This is a genomic window from Allobosea sp. FBZP-16 (assembly GCF_002831785.1).
Lineage (GTDB): Bacteria > Pseudomonadota > Alphaproteobacteria > Rhizobiales > Beijerinckiaceae > Allobosea > Allobosea lupini.
In genome coordinates, this window is record NZ_LNCQ01000040.1 from 145,815 (window position 1) to 160,215 (window position 14,401).

Annotated in this window: 14 protein-coding genes; 3 read left to right on the plus strand and 11 right to left on the minus strand. The window is 66.7% G+C overall.

What is annotated here, in order from left to right; genetic code table 11:
- Positions 1-108: 108 nt before the first annotated feature.
- The gene (gene parC / locus CXY91_RS20740; protein WP_091830144.1) at positions 109-2,355 is read left to right on the plus strand and encodes a DNA topoisomerase IV subunit A; all 2,247 of its coding nucleotides are present in this window, start codon (positions 109-111) and stop codon (positions 2,353-2,355) included.
- A gap of 172 nt (positions 2,356-2,527) precedes the next feature.
- On the opposite strand, the gene CXY91_RS20745 is transcribed toward parC, so the two are convergent.
- Together CXY91_RS20745 and CXY91_RS20750 are read right to left on the minus strand one after the other, a co-directional pair.
- Positions 2,528-3,133, minus strand: a complete 606-nt coding sequence (locus CXY91_RS20745) for an outer membrane protein (protein WP_158673518.1) — start codon at positions 3,131-3,133, stop codon at positions 2,528-2,530.
- Between the two features lie 87 nt (positions 3,134-3,220).
- Entirely contained in the window at positions 3,221-4,234 is a 1,014-nt protein-coding gene (locus tag CXY91_RS20750) for a DUF2336 domain-containing protein (protein WP_091830140.1), read from the minus strand.
- Between the two features lie 337 nt (positions 4,235-4,571).
- Between CXY91_RS20750 and CXY91_RS20755 the strand changes: the two genes are divergently transcribed.
- On the plus strand, positions 4,572-6,125 hold the full coding sequence (locus CXY91_RS20755) for an OpgD/OpgG family glucan biosynthesis protein (protein ID WP_248307575.1): 1,554 nt from the start codon (positions 4,572-4,574) through the stop codon (positions 6,123-6,125).
- Positions 6,126-6,327: 202 nt separating this feature from the next.
- Here CXY91_RS20755 and CXY91_RS20760 read toward each other — a convergent pair whose 3' ends face one another.
- From CXY91_RS20760 to CXY91_RS20780, 6 genes are all read right to left on the minus strand, one after another.
- Positions 6,328-6,648 carry a hypothetical protein gene (locus CXY91_RS20760; protein WP_100963079.1) on the minus strand — a complete coding sequence of 107 codons (321 nt, stop codon included), beginning with the start codon at positions 6,646-6,648 and terminating at the stop codon, positions 6,328-6,330.
- A 63-nt stretch (positions 6,649-6,711) separates the two neighbouring features.
- Positions 6,712-6,867 (minus strand): hypothetical protein, encoded by a 156-nt coding sequence (locus tag CXY91_RS30310; protein ID WP_158673519.1) that lies wholly within the window; start codon positions 6,865-6,867, stop codon positions 6,712-6,714.
- Between the two features lie 141 nt (positions 6,868-7,008).
- Positions 7,009-8,187: a UxaA family hydrolase gene (locus tag CXY91_RS20765; RefSeq protein ID WP_100963080.1), complete on the minus strand. Its 1,179-nt coding sequence runs from the start codon at positions 8,185-8,187 to the stop codon at positions 7,009-7,011.
- A complete protein-coding gene (locus tag CXY91_RS20770; RefSeq protein ID WP_100963081.1) occupies positions 8,184-8,501 on the minus strand; it encodes a UxaA family hydrolase in 318 nt (105 codons plus the stop codon). Before CXY91_RS20770 ends, CXY91_RS20765 begins: the two co-directional genes overlap by 4 nt.
- Positions 8,501-9,148 (minus strand): RraA family protein, encoded by a 648-nt coding sequence (locus CXY91_RS20775; protein ID WP_091830132.1) that lies wholly within the window; start codon positions 9,146-9,148, stop codon positions 8,501-8,503. Before CXY91_RS20775 ends, CXY91_RS20770 begins: the two co-directional genes overlap by 1 nt.
- Positions 9,149-9,386: 238 nt before the next feature.
- On the minus strand, positions 9,387-10,133 hold the full coding sequence (locus CXY91_RS20780; protein WP_091830130.1) for an arginyltransferase: 747 nt from the start codon (positions 10,131-10,133) through the stop codon (positions 9,387-9,389).
- 164 nt (positions 10,134-10,297) lie between these two features.
- Between CXY91_RS20780 and CXY91_RS20785 the strand changes: the two genes are divergently transcribed.
- Positions 10,298-11,128, plus strand: coding sequence for a class I SAM-dependent methyltransferase (locus CXY91_RS20785; protein ID WP_100963082.1), 831 nt, complete (start codon positions 10,298-10,300; stop codon positions 11,126-11,128).
- 7 nt (positions 11,129-11,135) lie between these two features.
- Here the strand turns inward: CXY91_RS20785 and CXY91_RS20790 are convergent, their stop codons facing one another.
- From CXY91_RS20790 to CXY91_RS20800, 3 genes are read right to left on the minus strand one after another with little or no spacing between them, the layout of a single operon-like run.
- Entirely contained in the window at positions 11,136-11,609 is a 474-nt protein-coding gene (locus tag CXY91_RS20790; protein WP_158673520.1) for an RDD family protein, read from the minus strand.
- A gap of 59 nt (positions 11,610-11,668) precedes the next feature.
- Positions 11,669-12,913, minus strand: coding sequence for a threonine ammonia-lyase (locus tag CXY91_RS20795; RefSeq protein WP_100963083.1), 1,245 nt, complete (start codon positions 12,911-12,913; stop codon positions 11,669-11,671).
- Between the two features lie 25 nt (positions 12,914-12,938).
- Entirely contained in the window at positions 12,939-14,270 is a 1,332-nt protein-coding gene (locus CXY91_RS20800) for a branched-chain amino acid ABC transporter permease (RefSeq protein ID WP_158673521.1), read from the minus strand.
- Between the last annotated feature and the right edge of the window lie 131 nt (positions 14,271-14,401).

Genomic DNA, 14,401 nt, shown 5'->3' on the forward strand with positions numbered 1-14,401 from the left:
CTGCATCGTTGCATCAAGTGATTCGGGCCCTTATTCCCTCGCCTCGCGAGGTATGGACCGGTGTTGGCCCCTTCTCTGGGCTGCGTGTCGAACTAGGTTGATAGAAGCATGGGCAAACCCGTCGAGCCGCCTCCGGAGGAGGAAGCCGAACGCGTCGATCTGAAGAGCGCGCTCGAGGAGCGCTACCTCGCCTATGCGCTCTCCACGATCATGCATCGCGCCCTGCCGGATGCGCGCGACGGGCTGAAGCCGGTCCATCGCCGCATTCTCTATGCGATGCGCCTGCTGCGCCTGAACCCCGACGTCGTCCACCGCAAATGCGCCAAGATCGTCGGCGACGTCATCGGCGGCTTTCACCCGCATGGTGACCAGTCGGTCTATGACGCGCTGGTCCGCCTCGCCCAGGATTTCGCCCAGCGCTACCCGCTGATCGACGGGCAAGGCAATTTCGGCAATATCGACGGCGATAACGCCGCTGCCTACCGCTATACCGAAGCACGCATGACCGAGGTCGCGCGCCTCCTGCTCGACGGCATCGAGGAGGACGCGGTCGATTTCCGTCCGACCTACAATGCCGAGGACGAGGAGCCGATGGTGCTCCCGGCCGCCTTCCCGAACCTGCTCGCCAACGGCTCGCAGGGCATCGCGGTCGGCATGGCGACCTCGATCCCGCCACACAACGCCGCCGAGCTCTGCGACGCGGCGCTCTATCTGATCCAGCATCCGGACACCACGTCCGAGCAGTTGATGACCTTCGTGCCCGGGCCGGATTTCCCGACCGGCGGCATCATCGTCGAGACGCGCTCGTCGATGGCCGAGACCTATCGCACCGGCCGCGGCGGCTTCCGCACGCGGGCGCGCTGGCATGTCGAGGACCAGGGGCGCGGCACCTGGTTCGTCGTCGTCACCGAGATCCCCTACGGGGTCCAGAAGGGCCGGCTGATCGAGAAGATCGCCGAATTGCTGGGCGACCGGAAGCTGCCGCTGGTCGCGGACCTGCGCGACGAGTCGGCCGAGGACATCCGCGTCGTCATCGAGCCGCGCGCCCGCAATGTCGACGCCAACCTGATGATGGAATCGCTGTTCAGGCTCTCCGAGCTGGAATCGCGCATTCCGATGAACATGAACGTGCTGACAGGCGGCGTCGTGCCGCGCGTGCTCAGCCTGGCTGAAGCGTTGCGGGCCTGGCTCGACCATCGCCGCGAGGTCTTGCAGCGGCGCTCGCGCTTCCGTCTCGGCCAGATCGACAAGCGCCTTGAGATCCTCGCAGGCCTCCTGATCGTCTATCTCGATCTCGACCGGGTGATCAAAATCATCCGCGAGGAGGACGAGCCCAAGATCGAGCTGATGAAGGTCTTCGCGCTCAACGAGGTCCAGGCCAATGCCATCCTCGACACCCGCCTGCGCGCCTTGCGCAAGCTGGAGGAGATGCAGCTCAAGACCGAGTTCGACGAGCTGACCCAGGAGAAGGGCCAGATCGAGGGGCTGCTCGCCTCCGAAGCCCAGCAGTGGAAGACGATCTCCTGGGACATCCGCGAGGTGAAGAAGCTGTTCGGCCCGGAGACGGCGATCGGCAAGCGCCGCACCACTTTCGCCGACATGCCGGACACCACCGATATCGACCTGACCCAGGCCATGGTCGAGCGCGAGCCGGTGACGGTGGTGATCTCGAAGAAGGGCTGGATCCGGGCGCTGAAGGGCCATGTCCAGGACCTCTCGACCCTGTCCTTCAAGGGGGACGACGGTCTGCGCACCGCCTTCTTCAGCGAGACGACATCCAAGATCCTGGTGATGGCGACCAACGGCAAGGTCTTCACGCTGGAAGCCTCGAAGCTGCCCGGTGGGCGTGGCTTCGGCGATCCGATCCGGCTGATGATCGAGCTTGAGGAGAGCGCCGAGATCGTCGCCGCGTTCCCCTACCGGGCGGGCTTGAAACTGCTGGTCGCGACGACCGAGGGGCGCGGCTTCGTCGTTCCGACCGACGACGTCGTCGCCAACACCCGCAAGGGCAAGCAGGTGCTGAACGTCGAGGCGCCGATGGAGGCGATGCTGGCGGTGCCGGCCGAAGGCGACCATGTCGCGATCATCGGCCAGAACCGCAAGCTGCTCTGCTTCCCGCTCTCCGAGGTAGCGGAGATGGGGCGCGGCAAGGGTGTCAGGCTGCAGCGCTACAAGGATGGCGGCCTGTCGGACGCCAAGGTGTTCAAGCTGGAGGATGGGCTCACCTGGCTCGACACCTCCGGTCGGACCTGGACGGTGGCGCAGGCCGAATTGCTCGAATGGCTCGGCCACCGCGCCGAGGCAGGCCGCCTGCCGCCCAAGGGCTTCCCGAAGAACAACAAGTTCGGGGGCTGATGCAGGACGTCATGCTCGGGCTTGACCCGAGCATCTCAGGCCTGAAGCGGCTGCCTTGGCCGTACCGTCACGAGATTCCCGCGGCAGCGCTTCGCTTGGTCCGAGAATGACGGTACTTCAAAGGCTTAGGGCGACAGCTTGAATCAACTCGCCAGCGTCTTGAATCGCATCCTCAGCGCATCGCCGGTCCGACGACGCCGACTTCGAGTCCGAGCGTTATCTTGTCGGTGACCGCCCATTCGACGCCGGCGCGCGCCTCCGGCCTGACGGCGATGTCGGAGCGCGAGAACGGCGCCGAGAACGAGGTCGCGCCATAGCGGAAGGTCTCGTTGGCTGCCGCCAGGCCGACCTTGGTGTAGAGCAGCACGTCCGGTGTCGCGAACACGCCGGCCTTGACCTGGAACGCGCCGGCGATGTCGCGGGTATAAGTTGCGCGGTTGAAGCCGGGATTGGCGTAGCCGCCGAAGGCGGGCGAGAATTCGAGCGCTCCGGCGATGCCGTAGACGAAGTCGCCGTCGCGCCACATCTTGCCGGCTTCCAGCCCGATCACCGGTCCGGCGGACGTCCCGTAATGCTTCGAACTGGTGACCTGGAAGCCGCTGGAGATGCGGGCATAGGAGCCTTCCCATTTGACGCCGCCGGGCGACAGGGTCGGCTGCGACCAGGCGAAGGAGGGCAGGACGCCGAAGCCGGAGAGCGGCAGGAACGCTTGCGCCTGCGCCGGGGCGCCGGTCGCGAGCAGCGCGGCCAGGGCTGCGCCGGCTGAAAGTAGCTTCATGCGTGCGGTGCCGATGACCGGGATCATGCTCATGGCATAGCAGGTGAAGGTGGGATTGTCGCGCTTTTGTGGCGCGACACCAGGTCGTCAGCTCAGCTTGGTTTTGAGACGCAAGAACCGCATCGTCCGTTCGGCGGTAGCCATGTCGAGCTGCTCATAGTCCTTGAGATCGTCCTCGATGTCCTTGGCCTTGAAATAGAGGCGTCGTGCGCGCAGCTCCAGAATGGCGTGAAAGCTGTGCTTGCCGAGTTCCAGTATGCGCGCCAGCACGGCGATGCCGCTGACGTCGCGCTGCATCAGCACACGCAGCGCCTGCTCGTTGGTGACCTCGGCGCTGGTCGCGATCACCTGGGCGAGGTGGAAGGCGCGATCCTCCTCCGCCAGCATAGTGACGACGTCGTCGAGCGTGCGGGTCTTCGCGCGCAGGTCCGAGAGCAGCAGCTTGACCTCGAGCCTTTGCTGGCGCGCCTGCTTCGCGAGAGTCTCGGTTTCCTCGTTGCGCTCGGACTGGTCGGAGATCTGCTCCACGATGCGCAGCACGCGCTGGGCCCGCTGCGGCGACAGGTCGGAGCGGCGTGAGAGTGCTTCGCCTACGCCCGCATCGTCGCCGCCGCGTTGCAGCAGCCGGTCGAAGCCGTGGTCGGAGAATTGCGCCCCTTCATTGCCGGAGACCGTGCGCAGCACCGTCGTGTCGCCGCGCTCGACCAGGATATCGGTCACGCCTTCGGACAGGCGGGCGCGTTCTGCGATCGCCGCGAGATGGGTTTGCGTCTGGCTGACGGCGATGGCTGCCAGGTCGGTGTCGGTCAGGACCGGGGAGAGCTTGAGCACCAGCCGCGCCACGTCGGCATCCGCATCGTTAGCCAGCGTCACCGCCACCTGCCGCGGCAGCGTTCCGGTCGCGGCAACCGAGTCAGCGTATTCGCGGCGGCCGTCGGCATCGAGATGCGGCAACGAGCGCAGCGCGATGTCGCCGTAGTGATCCTTCGATTCCTCGCTCGGGTCGGCATCGAGCAGGAACAAATCCGTCACCGCATTGAGCAGCTTGCGTCGGGAGTCCGACGACATGTCCGCGGGCATGCGGGTCAGAGTGTTGAGCATCGGCGTGGCTTCCGGCGAAGTATCACGTTTGCGGGACCTGCCAGACTTTACCCAGCGCCATTTGATTTAGTCTTAAGCCGGCCGAAGAATCGCCAGTATTTAAGGGTCAAAAGGGCAATCTTTAGATTGCAGTTTTATATTTATACAACCAAAGATATATGGCCTTGGTCGTCACGGGCGGAACATCCTCGCCCGGCTCACGTTGGCAGGTTGCCGTCCTTCTGCGGCCATCGACACGCCCACGATGCGGAGCATGATGACAAGCCGATTTGACGCGCACAGGCGTTTACTCGTCGATGGCTCGGGCGATGCAGTAACTGGGTTGTCGCGCCGGACGTTGCTGGCTGCCTTGGGCTCGATCGGGCTCGCCACGCCCCTCCGCTCCCAGGATGGCCGCCCGCCGGCCGCTTCGCCGCCTGTCGAGCCACGGCGTGGCAATTTCGGCTATGAGGATGTCGTCCGCCAGGCCCGCGAGCTCGCGGGCCGTCCGTTCGACACCAGCGCCCCCGCCGTTCCCGATGCGCTGACATCGCTGACTTATGACAGCTATCGCGAGATCAGGTTCCGGCGCGAGAAGGCGCTCTGGCAGGATGGCGGCTCTGACTACCGCCTTCACCTATTCCACCTCGGCTTCCTGCACGACAAGCCTGTACCGATCCATGTGATCAGCGACGGCAATGCGATTCCGCTGCCGTTCAACATGGCGCTGTTCGAGTATGGCAAGGCCCAGGTTCCGCAGAAGCTGCCGGTCTCGCTCGGCTTCGCCGGCTTCGCCGTCACCACGACGCTGAATGATCTGAAAGTGCAGGACGAGGTTATCTCGTTCCTTGGCGCCAGCTATTTCCGCTTCCTGGGACGCGGCCACCGCTATGGTCTCTCTGCTCGCTCGCTCGCCCTCGATGTCGGTGGCGAGCGGGCCGAGGAGTTTCCGTTCTTCCGCGCGCTCTGGCTGGATAAGCCGCAGCCCGACAGCGTCGATCTCGTCATCTACGCTTTACTGGATTCGCCTTCCGTCAGCGGTGCCTTCCGCTATGTCGTCACCCCCGGTCAGCAGACCAGCGTCGCCGTCACGGCGACGATCGTGCCGCGCCGGACGATCGAGCGCATCGGTATCGCGCCACTGACCTCGATGTTCCTCGCCGGCGAGGGCGACCGGGAGCAACGCACCGATTTCCGGCCCGAGGTCCACGATTCCGACGGGCTGATGCTGAAGACCGGTGCGGGCGAATGGATCTGGCGGCCGATCCGCAATCCGCAGGCGCTGACGATCTCATCCTTCCACGATCGCAACCCGCGCGGCTTCGGCCTGATCCAGCGCGACCGCGAATTCGGCCACTACCAGGACCTGGAGGCGCATTACCACGCCCGCCCCGGCTACTGGGTCGAGCCGTCGGGCGACTGGGGCGAGGGCCGCGTCGACCTGATCGAGATCCCGACCCAGGGCGAGGAGTTCGACAACATCGTCTGTTGCTGGACGCCGAAGACGCCGTTGCCGAGCGGCCAGCCGACCGAGCTGAGCTATCGCATCACCACGGTGTCGACGACCGAGACCCTGCACGCAATGGCGCAAGTCCAGAGCAGCATCGCCGCTCGCGAGGAGCTCGACGCGGCCGCAGGGCTGGCGAAGCGGCGCTTCATTGTCGACTTCAACGCCGGCGATCTCGAATACTATCTGTCCGACCCCAAGCGCGTCTCCGTGGTCGCGACGGTGTCGACCGGCACGGTCGCCCGGGCGACCATCGATCCGAACTTCGCGGCGAAAGGCTTCCGCGTCATCGTCGATGTCACGCTCCGGCCCGGCGAGAGCACCGATCTGCGCATCTTCCTGCGCACGCCCAGGGCGACGCTCAGCGAGACCTGGACGACCAGCTGGACTGCGCCGGCCGCGTGACGATCTACGGCGCCGGGAGGAGGCCGCTCGGCAGGTTGCCGGTGCGCGCGGTCGATTCAACCCGCACCGGCTCGCGCGCGCCCGACCCATAGCCCCAATCGAAGGCGGTGCCGTCCCACTCGTCGCAGGTCGGCCACTGCGGGTTCTTGGCGATCTTGGCTGATTTCGGGAGAGCGGTGTTGTCTACCGCGTCGGTGGTCGGCTAGCCGATATCGATGTGCGACGTTACCATGGCGACTGTCGGCTTGGCGGTCGGTGTGGCCCAGCCCAGCATGCCATGCCAGATGATGTGCCAGCCGATCCGTGCCAGATGATGCACCGTCGTGCCGCGTTCCCTGGCGACGAAATAGGCGATGAAGCCGTCGTCCCGCCGCGCCGTGTGCAGGACGTTCGGTGAATGCGTCACGCCATTGGTCTGACGCAGGGGAAACGGATTGTTGCGGTGGTCGCCGAGCTTGTAGGTCACCAGGAAGCCCTTGTTGGCGGTGATCGTGGCGGTGCCGGGAGCGATTGCGACAACCATGGCTACTCCTGCTGATATCGGGCGTCCCGGTGATCCCGGGCCGATGAGGCCAGGAGCGTCGATCTAGCGAACGGCGGCATCGTGCCTGCGTGCCTTGTTGGCGTCGGCGCGCCGGTTGAGGGCGCTTTGCGCGATGATGGCGCGCTCCAGCGCCGCCATGGGCAACGGGCCGATGATGCCGTTGGGCAGGGTGCGGCCCTGGCTGGTCGAGTTCGGCATCGCCAGCCCAAGATCGATCAGCGCATTGTTCGAGAAGCGCGGTGACGCGAGCGCCGTGATCTCGATCCTGCCCGTCCCCGGTGGCTCAAGGTTAGTTCCGGGCTCAGGGAGGGGGCAAGGATGGCTGCAAGGCAACTTGGCTTATGCCGCCGGCAGGCAGGCCGGGCCGAGCGGTTCGAAACTCTTGTAGGTCAGGATGAACTCCTGGTGGCCGAGCTCTTCCGACTTGGTTCGCCCGCCCTGCGCCAGCGAGACGACGAGGTCGCGGATCTCCGTGCCGACCTCGTCGAGGCTGGCTCGGCCCTCGAGGATACGGCCCGCATCGACGTCCATATCGTCGCTCATCCGGCGATAGGTCTCCGGATTGGCGCAGATCTTGACGACCGGCGAGATCGCCGAGCCGACGACCGAGCCGCGTCCGGTGACGAAAAGCACGCAATGCGCGCCGCAGGCGATCAGCTCTGCGATCTCGGCGTTGTCGTTGATGTTGGGGAAGCCGAAGCGGACCTCGCCATCCGGCACCACGTCGAGCAGATAGAGCCCGCCGCGCGGCGGCACGTCGCCTGGCTTCAGAAGCCCGGAGATCGGCGACGCCCCCGACTTGGCATAGGCGCCCATCGATTTCTCCTCGATGGTCGAGAGCCCGCCCTCGGCATTCCCGGCGGCGAAGGAGCCGTAGCCGAGCGTCGCATAGTAGCGGGCCGCCTTGGCCACAGATTTCTCCAGCTCGACGCCGAGCTCGGGCGTGATCGCGCGTGCCGCCATGATGTGCTCGCAGCCGATCAACTCGCCGGTCTCCTCGAAGATGCAGGCGGCGCCCTCGGCGATGAGTTGGTCGAAGGCGCGGCCCGCCGCCGGGTTGCCGGTGATGCCGGAAGTGCCGTCGGAGCCGCCGCAGACGGTGCCGATCACCAGTTCGCTGACCTGCATCGGCACGGTCTCGGCGGCGTCGAGCGCGATGCGCTGTTCCTCGACCCAGCCGCGGGTGCCGCCGGTGCCCTGGATCACGATGGTCTTCACCGGCCGGCCGGTGGCGCGCACCGCCCGCTCCAGCGCATATTTATTGAAGCTTTCGCAGCCGAGCGAGACCAGCAGCACCGCCCCGACATTGGGATGGGTGCAGAGCTGCTCCATCATCTTCTCGGCGTAGGGGTTGGGATAGCAGCCCGGGAAGCCGATGGCGTGGACCTCGTGCTCGCGCCAGGGCAGGGCGATCTCGCGCGCGACATGGTGGGCGCATTCGACCAGATAGGCGACGGCGACGACGTTGCGGATGCCCTTGCGGCCGTCGCTGCGGAGATAGCCTTGCAGTCCGCTCATTGCGTCGCTCCCGCCTTGCGCTCGTCCTCGAGGTGATAGGTCGGCGTGTAGTCGCTCTTCATGTTCTGGACATGGACATGGTGACCCGCAGCGATCGCCTTTGTCGCCACCCCGATCGGCGCGCCGTATTTCAGGATCTTCTCGCCGGGCGCGATGGCGCGCCGGGCGATCTTGTGGGCGAGCGCGATGTCGCGGTCGATCACCGCCGGGCCCGTGCCGGTCTCGATCGGCTCGCCCGCCGGCAGACGGCTGCGCGCGACGAAGACGTTGTCGCGCGGGTCGAGCAGGATCAGGCGGGGATCGTGCTGGGACATCAGAACTTGCCGAACTGCAGATAGGCCTGCTGCGGGTCGGTGCCGGCGAGGATCGCGGTGCGGACCTTGTTCTCGGCGGAGATCGCGGTCTCGGACTTCTCCAGCACTTCCTCGATGATCTCCAGGGGGATGCGGACGACGCCGTCGCGGTCGGCGAGGATGTAGTCGCCGGGCCGGATCCAGACGTCGCCGATCTTGATCGGCTCGTCGACCGCCTTGGGCAGCCAGACACCGACGATATCGCGCGGGGTATAGGCCTTGAAATAGGCCTGGAAGCCCATCTCGACCATGAATTCGGTATCACGCGACAGGCCGTCGATGACGCAGCCGCGCACGCCCTTGTTCTTCAGCGTCTCGGCCGAGAGCTCGCCCATCAGCGCGACCTCTTCGGTATTGGGCTGGCAGACCCAGACATGGCCGGGCTTGGCGGCGGAGAGCAGTCCGGTCCAGCCGAGCAAGGTCTCGTGCGCATCGAACTCGCCGGTCTTGCCCTCGACGGTGAAGGCCGGGCCGGCGAGCTTCACGCCGGGCAGCAGTGGGCGCAGCGCCGGCGGCAGGGTGAAGTCCTTCAGCCCCATGGCGCGCATCGTATCGTGGATGATGCCGGTGTAGCAGCGTTCGAGGCGCTCGGTCAGCGTATCCGTCATGGTTCCTCCGGTGCGGCCGTTTCGGCGGCCTTGCGGGCACCTTGCGCAGCGGGGGCTCAGCAGGCAAGTGCGGATTTTGCAGCGCAGCCGCGCGCATTAAACGATTTAAATCGCGATTCTCGTCATGCTCGGGCTTGACCTGAGCATCTCATGCCAGAGGGGGCTCCTGTCAGCGCCTTCTCGTCCTGAGATTCTCGGGTCTGCGCTTCGCTTCGCCCGAGAATGACGCGCCGACCCGTCAGCCCACGCGCTCCCAGCCCTGCGGCATCAGCCGCTCCTGCGGCAGGAAGCGGGCCTTGTAGGCCATTTTCGGCGAGCCCTCGACCCAGTAGCCGAGATAGACGTAAGGCAGGCCGAGCTTGCGGGCGCGCTCGACATGCTCCAGCACCATGAAGGTGCCGAGCGATCGCGCTTCGAGGGCGGGGTCATAGACCGAATAGACCATGGAGAGCCCGTCGCTCAGCCGGTCGGTCAAAGCGAAGGCGAAGAGGTCGCCCTGGCCTCGTCCAGTGAAGCCGCTGTCAGGACTGCGCCGGCGGTATTCGATCAGGCTGGTCTCGACATGGGTATCCTCGACCATCATGGCGAAGTCGAGCGCCGACATCGTCGCCATCCCGCCATCGGGATGGCGGTCGTCGAGATAGCCGCGGAACAGCGAATAATGCTCCGAGCGCGGCTGCGGCGGCAGCGCCTCGCCGATCAGGTCGCTGTTATGAGAGAGGATCTTGCGGAAGGTGCGCGAAGGCCGGAAGTCGGCGACGACGATCCTGACCGAGATGCAGGCCCGGCAGGTCTCGCAGGCCGGCCGATAGGCGATGCTCTGCGAGCGCCGGAAGCCGCCTTGCGAGAGCACGTCGTTGAGGTCGCGCGCCCGCGCCCCGACGAGATGGGTGAACACCTTGCGCTCCTCGCGGCCCGGCAAGTAGGGGCAGGGCGTCGGCGAGGTCAGGTAGAATTGCGGGGCATCCCGCAAGGGACGTGTCACGTCAGGCAGGCTCCGGAACCGCCGCATTGAACCTGAGTTTAGCAGCCGGTGCGGCGGCAACAAGCGGCAAGCCTGCGGCGGTCGCACCGCATGGGATAACCCGCGCGCCGATGCTAGTCTGAGCGCGAGACGAGGCCGGGACGCTCCCGGGGCAGGGTGATGCGATGCAGGCCGAGACGGTCGCGCTGACCCGCGAGAAGGAAACCCTGCTGATCACGCTCTGGGCCAAGGCCGGCGAGAGCCTGCTGCCCGATTCCCTGCTCAAGGATCGTTTCGCCGCCGAGGCTGCAACTCGGATCGACTATGATTTCGCCAGGCTCAAGGTCAACCGCGACCTGATGGTCGGCCTCGCCATGCGTGCTCATGCGCTCGATGGCTGGACACGCGATTTTCTCGGCAGGCACCCCGAAGCTCTGGTGCTGCATCTCGGCTGCGGGCTCGACAGCCGCGTCTTCCGGATCGATCCGCCGGCCGGTGTCGATTGGTACGACATCGACTATCCGGATGTCATCGCGCTCAGGCAAAAGCTCTACCCGGCGCGCGACGGCTATCATCTGATCGGCTCGTCGGTGACGGAGCCAGGCTGGATCGCCGGGCTGCCGCGGGATCGCCCGACGATGATCGTGGCCGAGGGGCTTTTGCTCTATCTGCCCGAAGAAGAGGTGCCATTGCTGCTGGAGCGGCTGGTTCAGCGCTCCCCGAGCGGGGAGATCGTCTTCGACGCCTATAGTCCGTTCGGCCTCAAGCTGATCGCGATGCAGCCCTCGATCAAGGCGACCGGCGCGGCGCTGCGCTGGTCGCTCGACGATCCCTGCGAACTCGAGCGGCAGGTGCCGGGACTGGAGCTGGTGACCGAAATGACGGCCTATGACCCTGATGGTTACGATCCCGCCCAGATCGCTCGCATGTCGTGGCCGGCACGCTTTACGATGCAGTTCTTCTCGTTGATCCCGCCGCTGGCCCGCATCGGCCTGCTGCTGCGCTATCGCTTTTGAGATCGGCTCAGGCGCGCACCACCACGAGCCCGGTCAGGATGTCGTGGCCGAGGCGCCGGTCCTCGCGCACCAGCCCGCAGGCGACATCGAGGAACCAGAGGCCGACCGTGCCAGCCGCGACATAGAAGAAGAGCGCGTGCACGGCGGCAGCCAGCGCATCGGGTCGGCCGCCAGAGGCGGTCTCGACCCGCAGGCCGGCCATGCGCATGCCGAGCGTCGCCTGCTTGCGCCCGCCGATGGTGATGGCGGCATAGCCGAGCGCGACCGCGATCGTCGCGCCGCCCATCAGCAGCCAGGTCAGGCCGAAGGTGACGATGCCGAGGATGGCGAGCAGAAACCAGACCATGCTGCCCAGGATGAACAGCACGACGACGTCGCCGATCCAGGCGAACAGGCGCGACCCGAGCACGCCGCGCGTATCCTGCAGCGGCCGGTCCTCCAGCGCGACGATCGGCGGCTGGCGATAGGACGGGTTCGACATCGACGTTGAATTCCTCATTGCTCAGGGGCCAGGATGGCCCACCGGACAATAATGTTTGATCAGCCGGCCGGTTCCGCAAGGCCGCGGGGGTAAATCCGCCGCGGCGCGAAGCCTTCCTGGCGCAGCGCCTCTTCGATCGCGGCGGTGTGCGCCTCGTCGCGAGTCTCGATGGTGACGTCGAGCATCACGCCCTTGGCGGGAACGTCGAGGAAGAGCCGGCCATGGCTGACCTCCAGGATGTTGGCGCCGAGCGTGCCGAACAGGCTCGCGACCTTGCCGAGCAGCCCTGGCCGGTCGCTGGCGGTGAGGCGGAATGCGGCGATGCGCTGCTCGCGCTCGAGCTCGCGTACCATGATCGCCGCGAGCAGGCGCGCATCGATATTGCCGCCCGAGAGCACGAGGCCGACCTTGCGGCCGCGATAGCGCTCCGGTTCCTTCAGCATAGCCGCGAGGCCGGCGGCGCCCGCACCTTCGGCGAGGGTGTGCTGCAGCGTCGCGCAGGCATTGACGGCGCGCTCGATCAGGTCCTCGCTCACCAGCACGATGTCGGAGACCAACGCCTTCACCACCGGCAGGGTCTGCGCGCCGACAGTCTTGACCGCGATGCCCTCGGCCAGCGTCGCACCGCCGATCGGCAGGTCGGCGCCATCGACGGCATTGTGGAAGGAGGGATAGAGCGCCGCCTCGACGCCGATCATCTCGATCGACGGCTTCAGCGCCTTGGCCGCGATGGCGGTGCCGGCCATCAGCCCGCCGCCACCGAGCGGGGTCAGCAGCGTGTCGAGTTCGGGGACCTCGCGCAGCATTTCCAGCGCGACGGTGCCCTGGCCGGCCATCACAGCCGCGTCGTCATAGGGGTGGACGAAAACGAGGCTTTTCTGCTCGGCGATCTCGCGCGCCCTCTGCGTGGACTCGTAAAGTGTCTCGCCGAACAGCACGACCTCGGCGCCATGGGCACGCGTATTCTCCACCTTCACCAGCGGCGTCGTCTCCGGCATGACGATCGTCGCCGGGATGCCGAAGCGCCGCGCATGATAGGCCACGGCCTGGGCATGGTTGCCGGCCGACATGGCGATGACGCCGCGACGCCTCTCGTCCTGCGTGAGGCTCAGCAGCTTGTTGACTGCGCCGCGCTCCTTGAAGGAGGCGGTCGCCTGCATGTTCTCGTGCTTGACGAAGACCACCGCGCCGGTCAGGGCCGACAGGCGCGGCGCCGGCATCAGCGGCGTCTTCAGCACATGGCCTGCGATGGTCTGCGCAGCCGCCTCGATATCGGCGAAGCTGATCGCGAAGCCGCTGCCCATCCGTTACCCCGTCGTGTCGTTTTTTTCAGACTTGGCGCGGCGTCAGCGCGCCGTCGCCGAAGAAGCCGCCGGGGCGCAGGATCAGCGTCACGGCGAGCAAGCTATAGACTGCGATGTCGCGCTGTTCGAGCGGCATCGTCGCCGACCACAGCACCTCGAAGGCGGCGATCGCGAGGCCGCCCAGGCAGGCGCCGGGCACCGAGCCGATGCCGCCCAGGACCGCGGCGACGAGTGCCTTGAGGCCGAGCGTGAAGCCGCCGGAAAACCCCATGCCGCCATAGATCACCGTGACGATGACGCCGGCCGCGCCGCAGATGGCGCAGGCGATGATCAGCGCCCGGTCGTGCACTGCGCGCGGATCGATCCCGAACAGCGAGGCGGTCCTGGCATCGTCGGAGACTGCGCGCCAGGCCCGGCCATAGGATGAGCGGGCGAGATAGAGGATGAGGCAGGTCGCGGCGCAGAAGCCGAGCCCGGCCATGGCGAGCGAGACCGGTGTCGCCGTGACGATGAACTGCTCGGCCCGCACCAGCGGCATGGGCTCGTTGAACACCGGCGGCAGCCAGCGCAATTCTGCGCCCTGGGCGAGGCGCAGGTATTCCGACAGCGCTATGGCGAGCCCGATCGTCGCGATCAGCACCTGCTGGCCGTTGCTCTTGTCGAGATGGCGCAGCACGAAACGGCCCATGGCGAAGCCGTGCAGCGCACTGACGACGATCGCGACGGCAAAGGCGATGAACAGGCCGGAGACCGGCGTCGAGACCGAAAGCGACAGGGTCAGCGCCACACCGACCACCGCGGCGAGTGCGCCAAGCGCCGAGAATTCGCCGAAGGTCAGCAGGATGCGGCCGTTGAGCCCGTAGATCAGCGCATAGGCGCTGGCGAGCAGCGCGTAGATCGCGGCCGAGGGCAGGGCGGCCAGACCCTGCTGGAGGCCATAGGCGAGGCCGGGCGGTACGGTGACGAGATCGGCTCCGGGCGACATGCCGGGATCGACGGGCGGCTCCGCCTTGTATTCGAGATAGAAGCGCCGCAGCAGCAGGAAGCTGGCATCGGTCATCGGCACGCCGTCGGAGGCGAGGCCCGCCAGCGCGCCGCGCTGCAGCGCGGTCCCTTCGCCGGCGAAGATGCAGTCGATGGTGCGCTGCCGCGGGGGCTCGTCCGGCGCCTGCGCCCGGTAGACGATCCGCAGGATGTCGGCACGCGGGCCGCTGCCGGTGCCCTCGATGGTGATGACGGTGTCGGTCGGGTTCAGCGCCGGGATCGCGAGCCGGCAGGCGCGAATCTGATCGGTATCGAAGCGCCCGCAGGCGGCGAGCGCGAGACAGAGCAGAATCGACGTGAACAGGGCGCGCATCGTGGCGCACGCTAGCGCGAGAACCAGGAGGTTGGAACTCGCGGCACGCGCGCCGGGCGAGCAATCGCAGGGCTTGATAAATCGACAGGACGATGCACATCCGATCCGCGCTGGAGCACAGCCAGCACGGG